Annotated in this window: 13 protein-coding genes and 1 tRNA gene; 8 read left to right on the plus strand and 6 right to left on the minus strand. The window is 72.0% G+C overall.

Annotation, left to right across the window (positions count from 1 at the left end; translation table 11 throughout):
* Positions 1-26 precede the first annotated feature (26 nt).
* Positions 27-1244 carry a mechanosensitive ion channel family protein gene (locus EXE46_RS02145; RefSeq protein WP_199234094.1) on the minus strand — a complete coding sequence of 406 codons (1218 nt, stop codon included), beginning with the start codon at positions 1242-1244 and terminating at the stop codon, positions 27-29.
* 107 nt (positions 1245-1351) lie between these two features.
* The gene (locus EXE46_RS16750) at positions 1352-2692 is read right to left on the minus strand and encodes a hypothetical protein (RefSeq protein ID WP_158413920.1); all 1341 of its coding nucleotides are present in this window, start codon (positions 2690-2692) and stop codon (positions 1352-1354) included.
* 246 nt (positions 2693-2938) lie between these two features.
* On the opposite strand from EXE46_RS16750, the gene EXE46_RS16755 reads away from it, so the two are divergent.
* The 3 genes from EXE46_RS16755 to EXE46_RS02165 all read left to right on the plus strand — a co-directional run bounded on the left by EXE46_RS16755 (position 2939) and on the right by EXE46_RS02165 (position 5581).
* Positions 2939-3092: transfer RNA gene (locus tag EXE46_RS16755), tRNA-Met, on the plus strand.
* A gap of 105 nt (positions 3093-3197) precedes the next feature.
* A complete protein-coding gene (locus EXE46_RS02160; protein WP_137686852.1) occupies positions 3198-3698 on the plus strand; it encodes an HPP family protein in 501 nt (166 codons plus the stop codon).
* A 548-nt stretch (positions 3699-4246) separates the two neighbouring features.
* Positions 4247-5581 carry a 5'-deoxyadenosine deaminase gene (locus EXE46_RS02165; protein ID WP_137686853.1) on the plus strand — a complete coding sequence of 445 codons (1335 nt, stop codon included), beginning with the start codon at positions 4247-4249 and terminating at the stop codon, positions 5579-5581.
* Positions 5582-5590: 9 nt separating this feature from the next.
* On the opposite strand, the gene EXE46_RS02170 is transcribed toward EXE46_RS02165, so the two are convergent.
* The 4 genes from EXE46_RS02170 to hemC all read right to left on the minus strand — a co-directional run bounded on the left by EXE46_RS02170 (position 5591) and on the right by hemC (position 9036).
* Positions 5591-5992 carry a hypothetical protein gene (locus EXE46_RS02170; RefSeq protein ID WP_137686854.1) on the minus strand — a complete coding sequence of 134 codons (402 nt, stop codon included), beginning with the start codon at positions 5990-5992 and terminating at the stop codon, positions 5591-5593.
* A gap of 248 nt (positions 5993-6240) precedes the next feature.
* The gene (locus EXE46_RS02175; protein WP_137686855.1) at positions 6241-6999 is read right to left on the minus strand and encodes a uroporphyrinogen-III synthase; all 759 of its coding nucleotides are present in this window, start codon (positions 6997-6999) and stop codon (positions 6241-6243) included.
* Positions 6996-7874 (minus strand): uroporphyrinogen-III C-methyltransferase, encoded by an 879-nt coding sequence (cobA, locus tag EXE46_RS02180; RefSeq protein WP_137686856.1) that lies wholly within the window; start codon positions 7872-7874, stop codon positions 6996-6998. Before cobA ends, EXE46_RS02175 begins: the two co-directional genes overlap by 4 nt.
* Positions 7867-9036, minus strand: coding sequence for a hydroxymethylbilane synthase (gene hemC / locus EXE46_RS02185; RefSeq protein WP_137686857.1), 1170 nt, complete (start codon positions 9034-9036; stop codon positions 7867-7869). The genes cobA and hemC overlap by 8 nt, the downstream gene beginning before the upstream one ends.
* Before the next feature lie 205 nt (positions 9037-9241).
* Between hemC and EXE46_RS02190 the strand changes: the two genes are divergently transcribed.
* From EXE46_RS02190 to EXE46_RS02210, 5 genes are all read left to right on the plus strand, one after another.
* Entirely contained in the window at positions 9242-10279 is a 1038-nt protein-coding gene (locus tag EXE46_RS02190; protein WP_137686858.1) for a beta-ribofuranosylaminobenzene 5'-phosphate synthase family protein, read from the plus strand.
* A gap of 31 nt (positions 10280-10310) precedes the next feature.
* Complete coding sequence (locus EXE46_RS02195; protein ID WP_137686859.1) at positions 10311-11147, plus strand: HTR-like protein; 837 nt, start codon at positions 10311-10313, stop codon at positions 11145-11147.
* Between the two features lie 111 nt (positions 11148-11258).
* A complete protein-coding gene (locus EXE46_RS02200) occupies positions 11259-12221 on the plus strand; it encodes a hypothetical protein (RefSeq protein WP_137686860.1) in 963 nt (320 codons plus the stop codon).
* Positions 12218-12883, plus strand: a complete 666-nt coding sequence (locus EXE46_RS02205; protein ID WP_137686861.1) for a hypothetical protein — start codon at positions 12218-12220, stop codon at positions 12881-12883. The genes EXE46_RS02200 and EXE46_RS02205 overlap by 4 nt, the downstream gene beginning before the upstream one ends.
* 88 nt (positions 12884-12971) lie before the next feature.
* Entirely contained in the window at positions 12972-14063 is a 1092-nt protein-coding gene (locus EXE46_RS02210) for a putative sulfate/molybdate transporter (RefSeq protein WP_137686862.1), read from the plus strand.
* Positions 14064-14257 lie beyond the last annotated feature (194 nt).

The following is a 14257-nucleotide window of genomic DNA, read 5'->3' on the forward strand; positions in this document are numbered from 1 at the left end:
CCGCGGAGCGCGGCGCCGCCCGCTTTTCAGACCGACTTGTCAACCGGACGGCCGTCGCCGTCGATCCGCTCGACGCTCTCGCCGTCGTCCGTCTCGGGCGGGTACGAGACGGTCCGCTGCGGGTACGGGATCGAGATACCCGCGTCGGCGAACCGCTCTTGGATCCGCTCGACCGCGATCGCCTTCGAGCGCCACCGCGCCTGCGGGGTCGGCGGGTCGATCCAGTACCGGAGGTCGAGCAGGATCGCCGAGTCGCCGAACCCGGAGGGGATCGCGTACGGCTGGGGGTTGTTCGCGATTGTGTCGATCCCGTCCAGCACGTCCTCGGCGATCTCGGCCGCCTCGTCGGGGTCGTCGTCGTAGCCGATCCCGACCTCCATGTGGATCCGGAGGCGGCCCTCGCGGCTCCGATTTGTGATCGCCTGGTTGGCGACGAGGTCGTTCGGCACCACCACGTACTCCCCGTCGAAGTTGCGCATGTGGGTGTTCATGATCGTGATGTCGGTGACGAACCCCTCCTCGTCACCGATCTCCACCCAGTCGCCGATCTCGAACGGGCGCGCGAACATCAGGACGAAGCCGGCGATGAGCGACCCCAGCGTCTGTCTGGCCGCCATCCCGAGGACGATCCCGAGGAAGCCGGCGCCGACGAGGAGACCGCCGAGGTTCACGCCCCAGATTCCGAGGACCGTTATCGCGGCGAGCACGAGCAGTCCGACCTGCGCGAGTCGGGTGAGCAGCTGCTCCTGGTGGGCCGTGATGCGGTCGCTGTCTGCCGACAGGTCGGCGACGTACGTCTCGACCACGTCGCTGACGATGTACGCGCCGCCGAGGAGCGCCGCCGAGGTGACGACCTGCGCGCCGACCGTGAGGGCGTTCTCGGCGACGGGCAACACCGCGACCACCAGTTCGAACCGTCCCCACAGCGTCAACACGGCGACGCCCGCGAGCGCGAACAAGCCGAGCTGTAACAGTCCGACCAACAGGCGCAGGAGGAACGAGGACGGGACCCCGTCGCGTAGCGTCTCGATGGCGCCCTCCGTCGACTCCGCCAGGCGGTCGTCGAGGAGTCGCTCGAGCCAGCCCGAGACGGTCCGCTCGCCGGTCCGAACGGCCTTCGGCAGCAGCAGCCAGCCGACCGCGACGGTCAAGAGGGCGATGGCGGCGGTGACCGCCAACCGCCCCTCCGTGCTCGAGATGTCGCGCAACACCGCACCCACCCGAGTTCCCAGTCCGGGGATCACGGTCGATGCTTCGTCGCCGGCCGGATAACCGATCCGGCTCGCCTCTCAGTCGAGAGCATCGGAGCGGCGGCTTCGGAGGGTGCGAGTCGCGAGGGACGGCCGCTTCCTCACCGCCCCCGGCGGAGCTCTTCGATCAGCTGTTCGATGAGCGCCGACTGCCGGTCCAAGCGTTCCGACTGCGCCTCGACGGTCCGCCGCAGCGCCGCGACCTCGCTCGCGAGGTCGGCGTCCTCGACGCCGGCGCTCTCGAACGGCGACCCGTCGAACGCGTCGTCGGGGACGGCCGCGTCGTCGGGAACGGCGGCGTCGTCGGACGGGTCCGCAGAGCCGACCGCCTCGGCGTCGGCTCCCGTCGCAGGTTCCCCGTCGGGCTCGGCGTCGAGTCCCTCCGCGACGGACGCGGTCTCGGTCGGGGCCGCGTCGGTCGACTCCGTCGCGGGCGCGTCGGTCGCGAGCGGGTCCGAGGTCGCGTCGTCGACGGCGGCGTCCGCGGCGAGGGGGTCCGCGTCGAGCGGGTCGCCGTCGGCGGTCGGCTCTGCGGACCCGTCCGACGACGCCGAATCCCCGGGCGCCGCGGCGTCGCCGCTCCCGGAGAAGGCGTCGGTCTCCGCGGCGGAGCCGGCGGCTCCGTTCACGCCTTCGGATCCCGTCTCGGGACCGTCGGCGAACTCGTCCCCGCCGGCGCCGGCGTCGGCCTCGGCGTCCGCCGCCGCCTCCGCGTCCGCGGCGGGAGACGCGGAGAGGGGGTCGGGCCCTTCTCCGAAGTCCGTCGTGCCGCCCGTCTCGGGGTCGGTCGCCGTCTCCTCCGCCTCGGCGGCGGCGAGGCGAAACTCCTCGAGGCTGTCGACGCCGTGGAACGAACACACCGCGTCGGCGAGCGTCTCCCGGACCGCGCGGGCGGACTCGTTGGGTGCCTTGAACCGCTCCGAGCGCCCCTCGTGGACCAAGACGACCGCGGTGGCGACGGTCCCCTCCTCGAAGTCGAGGCCGGTGAGGTTCTCGTAGTGGAACTCCTCGAACTCGGGGTCCCAGACGGCCGACCCGACGTGTTTGACCAGTCGCTCGCTGGTGACGATGAGGGTGAGCTCGGAGAAGCGGAAGGTGCGCACGACCGTCTCGCCGGGAGCGGTGACGCCGCTCGCCGAGAGCACGCCGGCGAGGACCGGGTGGAGGACGTCGTCGACGCGCTTGCTCGGGACCGAGAGCGTCTCGTCGCCGTCGAGGCCGTAGCCAAGGGTGATCTTCGCCTTGCGGCGGCCCGTCGAGACCTCGATGCGCTCGACGTCGTGACCGTACTCGCCGACGGACTCGTCGGACAGGAGTCCGTCGCCGCGGTAGACGAGGGTGCGGGTGGGCGTGACCGCGAGTCGATCGTCGCCGCCCAGCGGCACCTCGGCGACGACCTCCTCGTCGCCGACGGTCCCCGCGAGCAGTTCGGGAAGGCTCATACGCCCGGGATACGCCGCGCCCGGCATAAATCCGCTGGGTCGGCCGCGGGCGAGCGGCGGGCGCGGTCGCACGGCCGGGATGCGGCGGTCGCACGGTCGGGATGCGGCGGTCGAACCCGGCTTCGAGTCGGCGTTTCCGGCGCCGCGTCGGCGCTCGAAGCGACCACCCGCGTCGATCTGCGATCGGTTCACAACCTCCCGACGGATGGGAAGGTTAAAGAGTCTCATCGCGGTACGAAAAGGTGAGGCCGGGTGGCTTAGCTGGACATAGCGCCGCACTCATAGGGTTCAGAGATTCGGTGCGGTGACGCCTTGGAAGCGTCCGCGTCCTTCCCGTGGCTCCGCCGAGCCTCGGACCTGGGACATGCGGAGATCGTGGGTTCGGAGCCCACCCCGGCCACTCTTTCAGTACTTCCCTCACCGAGAGCTGACGCCGTCGATCCGCGCCGTCGCGTCGCCGCGCTCAGGGCGAAACGCCTACCACGCCCGCCCGCGACCGTCCGGTATGACGCTGACCGCCCGCGACCTGATGGAGTCGGACGTGAAGACGGTCTCGCCGGACGACGACGTCGCCGCCGTCTTCAAACGGTTCGCCCGCTACGAGTTCAGCGGCTTCCCGGTGGTCGACGACGACGACCGAGTGGTCGGGATCGTCACCGAGTCCGACCTCGTCGACCTGTTCGAACCCGAAGACGAGACGCTGTGGATCCCGATCGGGCTCCCGCCGTTCGTCGACACGCTCTCGTATCAGGTGAAGCCCCCGTGGGCCGACCTCGACCTCGGCGTCGACATGGTCCGCAACGCCGACAAGCCGATCTCGGAGGTGATGAGCGCCGACGTGGCGACGGTGACGCCCGACACCGACGTCGACGACGTGCTGGACCTGCTCGTCGGCGGCGACCCCGACATCAACCGCGTGCCCGTGGTCGACGACGACGACCGGATCGTCGGGATCATCGCCCGGCAGGACGTGATCCGCGCGTTCCGCGACCGCCGACTGGAATAGGTCGAATCCGTCCATCGCGATGTGGTTTTACAACCATTCGACTGTGGGATATCGATGCCCCCAGCCGCTCGCGTATAAACAGTTGATAACGGATCGGCGACGAACTCCGCCAAAGCCCCAACCGGAAGGACGCCGCACACTCGCTGCGCTCCTCGCTCGTTCGCTTCGCTCACTCACTGCGGTGCTTGCGTCGTCTGCGGCGTCCTTCCGGCTGCCCCTTTGATTCCCGCCTCGCACAGCAACCGCACCTCACGCCTCCCCAGCCTCGCCGCTCGCTCGGGGCTCCCTTCGGTCGCCCCCGTCGCTCGCGGCGTCCCTCGCGCGTGCTGACTCGCGGCCGCCGATGGCGGCCGCTCGCAGGCACGCGCCACCGCACTGCTGTTTATAAGTGACTATCACTCTCGCTCATTCATATTTAAATATCGTTTTGACGCTATCGAGCTGATCCACCGTCTCTCCTGTTATTCGCTCGGCAGCCTCGACCGAACGGGATCGGGGGGTCGCGAACGGACAGCCTCTTACCGGTCGACCGTCAGGAACGGACGGACATGCTGATAGCCGGAACCGTCATCGCCGACTCCGAGACCGTCATCCCCGAGGGCGCCGTCGTCGTCGAGGGGAACACGATCGCCGCGGTCGGCGAGGAGGCTGCCCTCCGCGACCGCTACCCCGACCACGAGCGCCGCGCGTTCGACCTCGTCGCGCCCGGCCTCGTCGGTGGCCACGTTCACTCCGTCCAGTCGCTGGGCCGGGGGATCGCCGACGACGACGCCCTCCTCGACTGGCTGTTCGACGCCGTGCTCCCGATGGAGGCCGCGATGGACGCCGAGGCGACCCGGGCCGCGGCCGAGTTGGGCTACCTGGAGTGTCTCGAATCCGGGACGACCACCGTCGTCGACCACCTCTCGGTGAACCACGCCGACGAGGCGTTCGAGGCCGCGATCGAGACGGGGATCCGGGGACGACTGGGAAAGGTCCTGATGGACAGGGAGTCGCCCGACGGCCTCCTCGAAGAGACCGACGCCGCGCTCGCGGAGACCGAGTCGCTGATCCGCGAGTACCACGGCGCCGCCGACGGCCGGGTCCGGTACGCGGTCACGCCGCGGTTCGCCGTCACCTGTACGGAGGCCTGCCTGCGCGGCTGTCGCGAGCTGGCCGACCGGTACGACGGCGTGACGATCCACACCCACGCCAGCGAGAACGAGGACGAGATCGAGACGGTCGAGGCCGACACCGGGAAACGGAACGTGCTCTGGCTCGACGAGGTCGGGCTGACGGGGCCGGACGTGACGCTCGCGCACTGCGTCCACACGAACGAGCGCGAGCGCGAGGTGCTCGCCGAGACCGACACGGTCGTCACGCACTGCCCCTCCTCGAACATGAAGCTCGCCTCGGGGATCGCCCCGGTTCAGGACTACCTCGACCGCGGGATCGCGGTCGCGCTCGGCAACGACGGCCCGCCGTGTAACAACACGCTCGACCCCTTCACCGAGATGCGGCAGGCGAGCCTCCTCGGGAAGGTCGACGCGCGCGACCCGACCCGCCTCCCGGCGGCGACCGTGCTGGAGATGGCGACGGAGAACGGCGCCCGCGCCGCCGGCTTCGACCGCCTCGGCGCCCTCCGCGAGGGCCACCGCGCCGACGTGATCGGACTCACCACCGACCTCACGCGGGCGACGCCGCTCCACGACCCGCTCTCGCACCTGGTGTACGCCGCGCACGGCGACGACGTCGTGTTCACGATGGTCGACGGGGAGGTCCGGTACGCGGACGGGGAACACGTCGGAATCGACGCGGCGGCGGTCCGCGAGCGCGCGACGCGACACGCCGAGCGCGTGGTCGAGGCTGCCGGGATCGAGGCGGCTCGTTCCTCGCCCCCGTGACCGGAGGACCTACGAGGAGGTCTCGGCCGACGAAGTCGTCGCCGACGGGCACTGCGCCCACCGCAACGCGGCCTCGTCGTCGTTGAACGACTCGGTGTCGACCCCCTCGACGTCGATCGTCCGCTTGAGGTATCGCCGCTTCGAGCGCTGGCCGACGACGGCGAAGCGGTCGACGCCGCGGGCGACCGCGATCTGCGCGGACTCGCGGAGCGCTCGACGACCCGCGTCCGAACACGGACGGCTCGTCCGCACGACGATCACGATCGCGTCGACCGCGTCCGGGGCGGCGGCCTCTCGCCACCGGTCGAGCAGCGCCTCGCCGTCCGCGGGGCTCAGTCCAGTCCCCTGAGGGAACTCGACGACGAGGACGCCGTCCTCGACCCGCAGTAGCCAGCGCTCGCTCGGTTCCATGCCATCTCGTATCACGTCCCGGATGATAAATTGCGCCCTCCAAATATCTAACCTGATATCCACCGTCCGAGGTGTCCGACTCATCCGGTGTCCGCTACCCCCTCGGACCGCCGGTTTGACAGAGAGACAGCGTCGACGCCGCGCCGTTATCGATCGGGAGACTCTCGTCCGGGCGGTGGCCCCATCGTGCGCGTCGGTGTAACGGCGGTCAGTCGGTTCGGTGAGGCCTGCCGTCGGGTCGGCGGCCGTCAGTCGGTTCGGGCGGACGCCGCGTCCAGCGCGTCGACGACCGCGGTCGCGAGCGCCTCGAACGACGCCTCGTCGGGGACGACGTCGACGTCGACGCCGCGGTCCGCGGCCGTCTCCGCTGTCGGCGGGCCGATGGCGCCGACGACCGCGTCCGCGAGCCCGGCGCGGGCCGCGTCCTCGATACCGCGGTCCGCGGCCGCCGCGAGGAAGTTCTCGACCGTGAGCGAGGAGGTGAACGCGACCGCGTCGAGCTCGCCGGCGGCGGCCATATCGGCCGACTCCCCCGCGCCGTCCGGACGCGTGAGCCGGTACAGCACGGTCTCGGTCACCTCGGCGCCGGCCGCGCGGAGCCCGTCGAGGAGGACGTCGCTGCCGTGGTCCGAGCGGGCGACGACGACGCGCTCGCCCCGGACGCGGTCTTCGAGGGCCGCGACGAGCCCGGCCGAGGTGTACTCCTCGGGGACGACGTCGACCGTCCAACCGGCCTCGTGGGCGGCCGCGGCGGTGGCCGGCCCGATGGCCGCGAGGTCGGCCGCGCCCGGTTCCCAGCCCGCCTCGTCGGCCAGCTCGACGCCGGTCTTGCTCGTGAGGACGACGAGCGGCGCCTCGGCGGGGACGGCACCCGTCGGCTCGACTTCGAGCATCGGGTCGGGGACCGGCTCCGCGCCGAGCGACCGGAGCAGCTCGACCGCCGCATCGATCCGCTCGTCGTCGGGACGGAAGACGGCGACGCGGGGGCGGTCGGAGCCGTCGCTCACACCTCGTCACCTCGGCTCGACTCGCTCCCGTCGCCGTCGCCCTCGACGCCGTCACCCTCGTCGCCGTCGCTCTCGCTCTCGTTACCGTTCGCATCGCTCCGCGACGCGACCGGCCCTGAGCCGGCGTTTTCGAGGAAGCTCACGACGCGGTCGCGGGTCGCGGCCACCTCGCCGATCACGGTGATCGCGGGCGGTTCGATCCCCGCCTCGTCGCGCGCGTCGACGATCGTGTCGAGCGTCCCGGTCGCGACGCGCATCCCCGGCCACGTCGCGCGCTCGACGAGCGCGACGGGCGTGTCGCCGTCGAGGCCGGCGTCGCGGAGTTCGGCGGTGTACGCCGGCAGCTTCCCGACGCCCATCAGCACGACGATGGTTCCACCGGTCGCCGCGAGCGCCCCCCAGTCGACCGCGGACTCGTCTTTCGTCGGGTCCTCGTGGCCCGTGACGAAGGAGACGGAGGAGGCGTGGTCGCGGTGAGTCACCGGGATTCCGGCGACTGCGGGACCGGCGATAGCCGAGGTGACGCCTGGGACGACCTCGAAGGGGATCCCGGCCTCGGCGAGGTGTTCGGCCTCCTCGCCGCCGCGGCCGAAGACGAACGGGTCGCCGCCCTTCAGCCGGACGACGCGGTTCCCCTCCCGGGCCAGCTCGACCATCCGCCGGTTGGTGTACTCCTGCGGGGTCCACTCGCCGCCGGCGCGCTTTCCGACGTCCTCGCGCTTCTCCTCCGGGATCTCGCCGAGGATCTCGGGCCCCGGGAGCTTGTCGTGGAGGACCACGTCGGCCGACTCGATCAGCCGCTTCGCCTTCACCGTGAGCAGGTCCGGGTCGCCCGGCCCGGAGCCGACGAGGAAGACGGTGCCGTCATCACTCATCGTCCCCTCCGGCGTCCGCCGCCTCGCGCGCCTCGGCGATCAGGTTGTCGGCGCCGCGGTCGGCGAGGTCCGCGGCGAACTCCGCCGCGGCCGTCGCGTGCGACCGGACCGGCAGGTCGCGGGTGTCGGCCACCTCCTCGGTACCGTCCGTCGAGAGCACCCGCGCCCGGACGTGGACGTGTTCGCCCTGGACCATCGCGGAGACGCCGATCGGCGCGACGCAGCCCCCGTTGAGCTCGCCGAGGACCGTCCGCTCGACGGTGACCGCCACGCGGGTTCGCGGGTGGTCGACCGCGTCGCGGACCGCCTCGACCACGCCGGGGTCGCTCGCGGTGACCGCGATCGCGCCCTGCCCGGCCGCGGGGACGAACTCCTCGCGCGGGAGCCGCGTCGTCTCCACCTCGTAGAACAGGTTCGAGCGGCGGAGGCCCGCCTCCGCGAGGACGACGGCGTCGTACTCGGTCTCGACCTTCCGCTCCATCGCCGCGCGTTCGAGGTCGGAGAGGGAGTCGAACCACTCCTCGACGCTCTGGTCGAACTCCTCGTCGACGTCGTCGGTTTTGTCCGCCTCGGCGTCCGCGTCGTCGGTCTCGCCGCTCCCCTCGTCGCCTTCGTCGCCCTCGGCGGTCAGCGCGCGCTCCTCGCCCGACGCGATCAGGCGTCGCTCGTGTTCCGCCTGTAGGCCGGGCGCGAGCAGCTTCTCCAGCCGGGTGTCGACGTTGCCGCGGATCGGTTCGACGGTGAGGTCGGGCCGGGCCGCCCGGATCTGCGCGCCGCGGCGGAGCGAGCCGGTCCCCACGACCGCGCCGGCAGGGAGGTCGTCGAGGCCGAGGCCGTCCGGGTGGACGACGACGTCGCCGGAGGGCGCGCGCTCGGGAACGCCCGCAACGACGAGGTCCGCCATGTCCTCTGTGGGGAGGTCCTTCAGCGAGTGGACCGCGAGGTCGGCGTCGCCGGCGAGGACCTCCTCGTCGAGCGCGCGCACGAACGCGCCCGTCTTCCCGAGGCGGTGGATCAGTTCGTCGGGGATCTGGTCGCCGCGCGTCTCCACCTGTCGGAGTTCGACGTCGCGGCGCCGGCTCGACAGCGCGTCGCGGACGGTCTCGGCCTGCCGGAGGGCCAGGTCCGACCCGCGGGTCGCGAGCCTGAGCGTTTCGGTCATACGCGAACCGAGGCCCCCCGCGTTCAAAAGCGCACCAGTTCGGCCGCCTCGGCGACCGCGCCGATTCGTGCCACGCTCGCGGCGTCGAGCGCGCGCTCGCGGGATCACGCCGCCCCCGCCGAGCCACACCGCCCTCGCCGGGTCCGAGGCAACTCCCGCCACCGTCACGGGCCCTTTATCAGTCGGTCCCCAACTCGGAGGCGTGATGGCACGCGCGAGCGTTGGGGCCCGGCTCCACTTCGGCTTCTGTAACCTCAGCCTCTCGCACGAGCGGCTCTACGGCGCCCTCGGCGTCGGCCTCGCTGCGCCCCGGGTCGTCGTCGACGCGGAGCCGGCCCCGGACGTGAGCGTGACGGTCGATCTCGACGACCGAGCGGACTCGGGCGTCCGCGACGACGTCCGCGGGTACGCGGCCGCGGCCGCCGACCTCCTCGACGCCGACGGCGCCCGCGTCGCGGTCCGCGAGTCGCTCCCGCGGCACGCCGGGCTCGGCAGCGGGACGCGGCTGGCGGCGGCGACGCTCGCGGCGGTCGCGACCGCTCACGGCGAGCCGCCTCGGGTGCGAGAGCGCGCCCCGGCGCTCGGCCGCGGCGGGCGCTCCGGCGTCGGCGTCGCGACGTTCGAGGACGGCGGCTTCGTCCTCGACGCCGGCCACCCGACCGCGCGCTTCACCACCGACCGCCCCGCGGACGGCGAGTGGACGGTCCCGCCGGTGGCCGCGCGCCACGCCGTGCCCGACGACTGGCGGTTTCTGCTCGTCGAGCCGGAGGCGGCGGCCGGTCGAAACGGGACGGTCGAGGACGACTCAATGCGCGCGGCGGTCGAGCGCGCGGAGCCGGGGATCGCCGACCGGATCGGCGGCATCGTCTCCCGGCGCGTCCTCCCCGCGGTCGCGACGGGGAACGCGGAGCGGTTCGGCGCGTCCGTCGCGGAGATCGGTCGGCTCAACGGCGCGTGGTACGCCGACGAGCAGGGCGGCGTGTACCGGCCGCCGGTCGGGGAGGTCGTCGCGTCGCTGTCGGGCGCCTCCTCGGTGTTCGGCGCGGGCCAGTCCTCGTGGGGACCGACCGTCTACGGCGTCACCGACGCGGCCCGCGCCGACGCCGCGGCGGCGGCCGGCGAGCGCGCGCTCGATGCCGCCGGCGTCGGCGGCGACGTGTCCGTGGTTCGGGCGGCGGACGAGGGCGCGCGGGTCACGGCGGGAGGCGGGACGGAACCGCCGTCGGTCGACCCGGAGAGGTAACACTAAATCCCGCGGCGACGGGGCGTAACCCATGTCCAGTGTTCCGTTCGGGGTCGCGCGCCTCGACTCGATCCTCGGCGGCGGCGCGCCGGCCGGCAGCGTCGTGCTGCTCGCTGGCGAAGCGGGCGCCGGCGCCCGGGAGTTCGCGTACACGAGCGCCGCGATGAACGCGCTGGCCCGCGCCGACGAGGAGCTGTTCGACCTCTACTACGGCGACGTCGACGCCGAGGCCGCGCTGCCCGAGTCGGTCCACTACATCTCCTTCACCGCCGACACCGGCGCGATCACCCGCGAGATGGAGTACACGATGGCCGCGGAGATCGTCGACGCGGCGGTCGACGACATCTCCTTCCGGGACCTCTCGCCGGAGTACTTCCAGCTGTCGCCGGTGCCGCGCGACTGGTACGAGACGGAGACGTCGTCGATCACCGAGCTCGGCGAGCGCGGCGAGTACGAGGACGTGCTCACCGCGTTCGGCGACTACCTCTCGGAGCACGGGGAGGGGAGCCTCGTCTGTATCGACTCCGTCACCGACCTCGTCTCGATGGTCTCCGACGACACCGACTGGAGCGACGTCGCCATGGTGATGAAGGGGCTGAAGAAGGCGGCCTACGAGTGGGACGCCCTCGTCCTCGTGTTGGTGAACACCGACGCGCTCAGCGACCGCGAGTTCGGCACCCTGATGGACGCCGCCGGCGGGACGCTCCAGTTCGCGTGGGAGAGCGGGGGGTCCCAGCGCGCCCGGACGATGTTCGTCCGCGAGTTCCGCGGCGTCCTCTCCCGGCTGGAAGCCGAGAACATCGTCCGCTTCGAGACCGAGATCCACGAGGGCGGGTTCGACATCAGCGACGTGCGCAAGATCCGGTAGCGGGCGCGGTGACGCGGCGTCTCCCGACCGCCGAGTATCGATCCGGAGAACGGCGCGACAGGTTACTTAACCCTCGCGGCTAAACGGCCGGTAGATGACGGGGGACCCGCGATGAGCGACCTCGATCCGGCCGCGGCCGCGCTCGACGCGGCGGCCGAGGACGCCGGCGTGAGCCGCGAGGAGCTTCTCAAGCGCGCGCTCGTCGCGCTCGCGGAGTCCGAGGGGATAGACGTCCCCGACGCGGAGGAGATGGCGGCGGTCGAGGACCGCCTCGACGACCTCGACGCCGAGCTGGACGAGAAGGTCGCGGACCTCCGCGAGCGGTTCGTCGAGCTGTACCGCGAGGTGGAGTCGCTCGACGGCACCGGGGAGACCGGGGACGCGGAGGGCGCGGCCGCGGCGCGGGTCGACGACCTCGCCGACGAACTGGAGGGGATAGCCGCCCGGCTCGACCGCCTCGACGCGGCGGTCGCCGACGCGCCGTCCTCCGACCGGGTCGACGACCTCGGCGACCGACTGGACGCCCTCGACGCGCGGATCGACGAGTTGGCCGCGGTCCGCGACCGCGTGGACGCCTTCGGTGACCGCCTCGACGAGGTCGACGGGCGTTTCGACGAGGTCGACGAGCGCCTCGACGACGTCGAATCCGACCTCGACGGGATCTCCGAGAGCGATCTGCGCGAGGTCAACGACAAGCTCTCGCGGGTCGCGAACGCCGTGGTCAGGGTCAAGCGCCGGCTCGACGCGGCCGAACGCGACCGCGCGGACCGCGAGCGCGTCGACGCGCTGACGCAGACGGCGAACCGCCACGGCGTGCGGACCGCCGACTGCGACCACTGCGGCGGCGGCGTCGAACTCGGGCTGCTGTCGGCGCCGGAGTGTCCCCACTGCGGCCGCCGCTTCGAGGACCTAGAGCCGAACACCGGCTTCCTCGGCACGTCCAAGCTCCACGTCGCGGACCGGCCAGCCATCGACGGCGACGTGGGCGACGGCGAACGCGGCGGGCGAAGTCGAGCGACCGATAGAACGGGCACCGCCGCGAGCGACGGCGGACCGGACGGAGATCGCCGATGAGCGACGGCGATCGGTCCGACGACGAGAACGCGACCGACTCCAATCCCTTCGACGACGATCTGTTCCGCGACGAATCCAGCGACGAGGCGGACGACTCGCGCAAGCGCCCCGACGCGGGCGCCGTCGACGACCCCTTCGCGGCGCTCGGCGAGGGGATCGACGACGGCGCGGGACGCGCGAGCGCGTCCGAGAACGCCGAGGCGACGCCCCGCTCGGACCCGGACCCCTCCGCCCCGGCGGACGACCCGTTCGCCGAACTGGACGCGGACGCCTCCGGCGCACCGACGGACGAGGACCCCTTCGAGTCGATGGGGAGCGGGGACGTCGGCGAGGAGGACGTGTGGGAGGCGCTCGACGAGGGAACGCCGATCGGTGCCGACGCGGCCGAGGTCGGCGACGCCGGCGACAGCGGTGCGGTCGGCGACGCGGAGGCGCTCGGCTCCAGAGCCGCGGGATCGGCGCCGGGCGCCGGGGCGACCGGCGACGAGCGCGTGGTCGACAAGCGGAGCTACTGTCAGCAGTGCCCGCACTTCACGGCGCCGCCCGAGACCGCCTGTACCCACGAGGGGACCGACATCGTCGAGTCGGTCGACTTCTCGCGGTTCCGGGTCCGTAACTGCCCGATGGTCGACGCGGACGATCCCGCCTTCGGCGAGGAGTAATCAAAATAGGTTTCTCGACAGCCGACGAGTGCCCGTCGGCGATTTCTGAACACGTTCAAGCCCGGTCGGCCGGTACTGCGCGTGTCTCGTGAGAAGAGCCGATTCGAAGGGACGCAGGTCGATCGAGTTCGGGACCGGAGCGCTCACCGGGGCGATAGGGGATTCGATTACGGTTATCCCGCTCGTCGTCGCGCTGGCGCTGCTGACCGAGGTCTCGCTGCCGCACGCGCTCGTCGCGTTCGGGGCGTTCCAGATCGTCTGGGGGGTCCGATACGGGCTGCCCGTGTCGGTGGAGCCGATGAAGGCGCTGGCCGCGCTGGCGATCGCGGGGGCGCTCACCTACGCCGAACTCGCGCTCGCGGGGGTGATACTCGGCGCCCTCCTCCTCGCGATCGGACTCACGGGGACGCTCGCGTACGTGGAGCGGTGGATCGGCGAACCCGTGATCCGCGGCGTCCAGTTCGCGGTGGGGCTCGTCCTCTTGGAGACGGGGATCGGCCTCGCGGTCGACGACCCCGTCGTCGCGCTGGTCGGCGTCGCGATCGCCGCCGGGTTCGCGCTCGCGGGCCACGGGAAGGCGAGCGCGCTGGCCGTCGCGCTGGTCGGGGTCGCGACCGCGCTCGTCGTCGCCGGCGTCCCCGCGCCGCGACTGCCCGGGGCGCCGCCGACGCCCGCGTTCGGGACGGCGCTCACGCGCGCCACGCTCGACGGCGTGGTCGCGCAGCTCGCCATGACGATCGGCAACGCCGCGCTGGCGACCGCGCTCCTCTTCTCCGACCTGTTCGACGCCGAGGTGACGCCCGACGAGCTGTCGACGAGCATGGGCGTGACGAACCTGATCGCGGTGCCGCTCGGCGGAATCCCGATGTGTCACGGCTGCGACGGGGTCGCCGGCAAGCACGCGTTCGGCGCGCGCACCGGCGGCGCGAACGTCGTCCTCGGCGCCGGCTACCTCGTCGCCGCGCTGTTCGCCACGCCCGCGCTGATCGCGGCGTTCCCGCTGGCGATGCTCGGCGCGCTCCTCGCGATCGTCGCCGTCTCCTTAGCGCGCAACGTCACCGACTCGGGGAACCGCGCGCTCTCGGTCGGGATCGGCCTTCTCGCGCTCGCGACGAACCTCGGCGTCGCGTTCCTCGTCGGCATCGTCGTTCACCTCGCGTGGGAGCGGGTCGGAAACTGAGCGGGCCAGTGAGGGAAGACTCCTTATCATTGAGATGCGGTGGCGCGTGCCTGCGAGCGGCCGCCATTAGTGATAGTCATAACTTTTGAATAGATAAGAAGCGATCAATCCATGACTTTGCGAAGCTTATCCGATCGGCGTAGTCGTGAAAGATCGAACAGACCAGTTCTCGATACGTTTCAAGATCTGACGCG

It is taken from the genome of Halorubrum sp. GN11_10-6_MGM (assembly GCF_005435165.1).
Classification (GTDB): Archaea; Halobacteriota; Halobacteria; order Halobacteriales; family Haloferacaceae; genus Halorubrum.